At 56.7% G+C, this 5,043-nt stretch carries 2 protein-coding genes; one reads left to right on the plus strand and one right to left on the minus strand.

The window, feature by feature from the left end; all coding sequences use genetic code 11:
- The first annotated feature begins 360 nt into the window (after positions 1-360).
- A complete protein-coding gene (locus R6T97_RS03635; RefSeq protein ID WP_410347942.1) occupies positions 361-4,842 on the plus strand; it encodes a chemotaxis protein CheB in 4,482 nt (1,493 codons plus the stop codon).
- A gap of 21 nt (positions 4,843-4,863) precedes the next feature.
- Here the strand turns inward: R6T97_RS03635 and R6T97_RS03640 are convergent.
- Positions 4,864-5,043 (minus strand): hypothetical protein (locus R6T97_RS03640; RefSeq protein WP_410347943.1); only part of this gene is annotated, 180 nt, incomplete at its 5' end.

The following is a 5,043-nucleotide window of genomic DNA, read 5'->3' on the forward strand; positions in this document are numbered from 1 at the left end:
GCCCGGTCTGGGGCTGGCGATCCGCAAATATACGCTGGCGCAGCGCGGGGTGATCGCACATGACACGCTGCGCAAACCCGGCGGTGGATTGAGCCCCACGACAAAAGCCGAGGTCGATGCCTTGGCTGTCCGGCAAGCGGCGCGGCGCGATGTTCTTGGTATCGCCTAGCCGAAATCGCCCGAAAACATAAGGTTACAGGCCATTGATTGATATCAATCCGCATCATCCGCTCTTCTGGCAGGCTGTATCTTTACTAACCAAGCAAGAAAGGCTTTGCTGCACTTGCGCGATCCGACGGCAGTCTGTGCTGCATTGTTGGGGCCACCCCTGAATATCGAATGGTTCGCAAAGGGAAAGCGATGGCTAAAAACAACAAGGGAAAGAACGCGGCCAAAGCGAAAACCGCCAAAAAGCAGGCGTCCGATGACGCCGTTCCTCCTGAAAAGAAGACCCCGCCTTTTGCCGTTGTGGGTATCGGTGCCTCGGCTGGTGGGTTGCAGGCTTTTTCCGACTTTTTCGATGCGATGCCAAATCAAAGCGGCATGGCATTCGTTCTGATCAACCATGTCGATCCGGACCATGAAAGCCTGATGGCCGGGCTGTTGGCAAAACACACCGGAATGCCGGTTGCACTGGCGACCGATGGCGAGGACATCGCGCCAAACCATGTTTATGTCATTCCGCCCAGTCACTTTTTAAGCATCGCGGATGGCAAATTACACCTGTCGGAACCGACAGAGCGGCGGGGCCTGCGTCTTCCCATCAACCATTTCTTGCGCTCGCTGGCGCAAAGCCAAGGGCAAAACGCTGTTGCGATCATTCTGTCCGGCACCGGAAGCGATGGCGCGGCGGCACTTGCGGAAATCAAGGAACACGGCGGCATCGTCATGGTGCAGGACCCGAAAGATGCCCTGCATGACGGTATGCCGCGCAGTGCGATTGCAGCGGATGACGTGGATTATGTCCTGCCCGTGGCCGAGATGCCCCAAGTCCTGCTGGAATACGGTCAGCACCCTTACATCAACAGGTCAAAAGGCGATAATGATCGGGGGGATAGCCTGCGCGGGGCCCTGCCCGATATCGTCTCCGCGCTCAAGGCGCATTCACCCATAAACTTCGGGCTTTACAAGGAAGGCACCCTGCTGCGCCGGATCGAACGGCGGATGGTCTTGCGCCATATGGTCAATGCGGTCGACTATCTGGCGCTTGTCAAGGACTCGCCCGACGAAGCCCGCAAACTGTCCAATGACCTTTTGATCAATGTCACCCAGTTTTTCAGAGACCCCGAAGCGTTCAATTATCTCAGTGCAGAGGTGCTGTGTGATCTGGTGCGCAGCCATGATGCAGGCAAACCGGTCCGGATCTGGGTACCCGGCTGTTCGACCGGAGAAGAGGCCTATTCGCTGGCGATGGCGACGATCGAACATATCTCCGCCCTGCGCAAGGACGTGAAATTACAGGTCTTTGCGTCGGATGTGGACGAACGGTCCCTGTCAGTGGCGCGCGCAGGCATTTATCCCGATACAATCACGGCGGATATCTCGCCCGAGCGGCTCAATCGGTTCTTCGTCAAGGAAGATCACAGCTACCGTGTTTGCAGCGAACTGCGCGAATCTGTGGTTTTCGCAAACCAGAATGTGCTGGCAGATGCCCCGTTTTCCAGACTTGACCTGATATCCTGCCGGAACCTGCTGATTTACCTGACACCCGAGGCACAGAACCGGATCATTTCACTGTTTCATTTTGCCCTGAACGATGGCGGGTATCTGTTTCTTGGCTCGTCCGAAACGGTCGGCAGTCATGACGACCTGTTTCAGGCGCAATCGCGGCAGCATCACGTTTTCAAACGGCTGGGCAAAGGGCGTCACCGCCACCTCGACTTTCCGATTGCATCCCATGCTCCTCTGGTCGGTCACGATACAAAAAGCACAGCTATCGCCACGCCCGATATCACACGTCTGGCCGACCTTAGCCAGCGCCTGTTGATCGAACGCTATGCGCCGGCTGCTGTCCTGATCAATGCCAAGCTCGAGGTTCTTTACGTCGAAGGCCCCGCAGACCAGTATCTCAGGGTGCCTGTCGGCGAAGCCAGCTACAGCGTTCTTGCAATGGCGCGCCACGGCTTGCGGGCCAAACTGGCGACAACGATCCGGTCTGCGCAGCAAACCGACCAGGATGCCACGACCACAGGGGTTGTGACGCGCGACAAGCACCGCATACCTGTCACGCTGACCGCACACCCGTTGCGCCATGACGGGTCAAAGCTCGTCTTGGTCACGTTGTCTGACCAGCCGCCCGTCGAGAACGGCCTGGAAGCCAATAACAACCATATCTCGGCCTCGGCCCGCCAGTATCTGGAACAGGAACTGGAATCGACCCGCCTCGATCTGCAAAACACGATCCGCGATTATGAGAGGTCGACCGAGGAACTGAAAGCGGCCAACGAAGAAGCCATGTCGATGAACGAAGAGTTTCAGTCGACCAATGAAGAGCTGGAAACCTCGAAAGAGGAGCTGCAATCGCTGAACGAAGAACTCACGACGCTGAACACGCAGTTGGAACAAAAGGTCGATGAGGAACGCCGGATGTCCGACGATCTTAACAATCTGCTGTCCAGCTCTGGCGTTGCGACGGTGTTTCTGGACCGCGATCTGAAAATCATGCGCTTTACCCCGGCAGCGCGCGCGCTGTTCAACGTCATCAGCAATGATGTGGGCCGCCCCTTTGGCGACATCACGGGCAATGTCACGGACCCCGAGCTGTTGGATGACGCGCGCACCGTGCTGGACACGCTCGAACCGCGCGAGGCGGAAGTCCAGCGCGACGACGAAAGTTGGTTTCTGCGGCGTATCCTGCCCTACCGGACTCAAGATGGCAAAATCGACGGCGTCGTGATCACCTTTCAGGATGTTTCTGACCTGAAGCAACTGCAACGCGCCATCCAAAAGGCACGCCTTTTTGCCGAACGCGTGGTCGATACGATCCGCGAACCGCTGCTGGTGCTGGATTCCGATCTGCGCATCGTTTCTGTCAGCCAGTCGTTTCACCGTATTTTTGGAACAACGGACACGGCGGTCGTGGGCGAGAACTTTTTCAAGATCGAAAATGGACGCTGGAATATACCCGACCTGCGCCAACTCTTGGAACGGATTCTGCCCGACGAAACCACGGTTGAGGCCTTTGAGGTGACATCGGAGCAGCGCGATACCGGGCCGCAATATATGGTGCTGAACGCACGCAAGATCGAAGCGGCCGCCAATGGTGACGACCTGATCCTGCTCGCGATCGAAGACGTCACCGCAATCAAGAGATCCGCGCAAGAGATCATCGATCGCGAAGCAAGGCTCCGTGCTATTCTCGATGCAGCCCCCGAAGCGATCATCACCGTGAATGAACACGGCATCGTCGGCATCTTCAGTCCGGGGGCCGAGGCGATTTTCGGCTATGCCGCATCAGAAATCATCGGCCAGAATGTGAATAAGCTGATGCCGGAACCGGACCGCAGCAAGCACGACAGCTATATGGATCATTACCTCAAGACAGGTGAAAAACACCTCATCGGCAAGAGCCGCGAAATGGACGCCCTGCGAAAGGACGGAAAAATCATGCCGATCCGGTTGTTGGTTTCTGAACTGGAAATCGACAGCGAAAAACATTTTCTGGGGATTATTCAGGACCTGACCGAGGACAAGAAACGCCGCGCCGAATTGCGGCGGGCCCAGAAGATGGAAGCGGTCGGTCAACTGACCGGCGGCCTTGCGCATGATTTCAACAATCTGCTGACGGTCGTGATCGGAAATCTGGAATTGCTCGAAATGCGCCTTGAAGATGAAAAGTACCATGAACTCATTTCAGAGGCGCTGGAAGCCTCGAACCTTGGCGCCGCATTGACCAGCCAACTGCTCAGCTTTTCAAAAAGTCAGGCGCTCGATCCCGAACCGGTTGCATTGAATACACTGGTCGAAACGATGCGGCCACTGATAAAGCGGGCGCTCAGCGACGACATCAAGGTCGAGACGGCACTCAGCCCCGATCTGGATGAAACCATCGCCGACCCCGGCAAGGTGGAAAGTGCGATCCTCAACTTGGCGATCAACGCCCGCGATGCCATGCCGGATGGCGGTACATTGACCATTGAAACCCGCAACACCTTTCTTGATGCCGATTACGCCGCCACGCAGATCGATTTAACGCCGGGCCCCTATGTGGCTCTCTCTGTGACGGATACCGGAACCGGCATGGGCCCCGATATTGTTGAACAGGCGCTAGAGCCTTTCTTTTCGACCAAAGGGCCGGGCGGTGGATCGGGCCTTGGGCTCAGCATGATCTACGGGTTTGCCAAGCAATCGCGCGGCCATCTGGCAATCTATAGCGAGGAAGGGCACGGGACGACGGTGAACCTGTTCCTGCCATCCATGCAAGTGGGTGAACGCGAAGCCAAACCGGATAAGCCAGAACACATCAACCCATCAAATGGAGAGACGATTCTTGTCGTTGAAGATGAACCCATGGTGCGCAGGCTGACGGCTGCGCGTCTTGATCACTTGGGGTATCAAGTGGTTTCGGCCTCCGATGGCCCCGAGGCCATAAGAATACTGAAGGAAAACGACGCGATCGATCTGGTCTTGTCGGATATCATCATGCCCGGCGGCATGACGGGTTTTGACGTGGCCAATCAGGCGCTGGAAGTGAACTCTGACCTCAAGATACTGCTTTCAACAGGTTATGCAAAAGGTGCCGAGACCGAAAACGGTGACGCCAACGCCCGCAAATACACGATCCTGCGAAAACCCTACAGCTTGAAGGAATTGTCATCGGCGCTGCGCGAAAAACTGGACTGACCTGACCGGCGACCGGCCGTTTTACCCGCGTATGCGACGAACCGCCTCTTGCAGGTATTTGACGGCGTTCGACTGTGTGTCGGCGATGGAAAGAAAACTCAGCAACATACCGGCACGACCCACCGGAGGCGCCGTTATGACGATGCCCGTCTGTCTTTCAGTTGCACGCAACAGCATATCTTCCAGTCTGGCGATCAATCC

The organism is Yoonia sp. (assembly GCF_046498525.1).
Taxonomy (GTDB): domain Bacteria; phylum Pseudomonadota; class Alphaproteobacteria; order Rhodobacterales; family Rhodobacteraceae; genus Yoonia.

Bases quoted from the DNA above. Each gene is read 5' to 3' on its own strand.
- R6T97_RS03635 (WP_410347942.1), top strand. From the start codon at position 361: ATGGCTAAAAACAACAAGGGAAAGAACGCGGCCAAAGCGAAAACCGCC.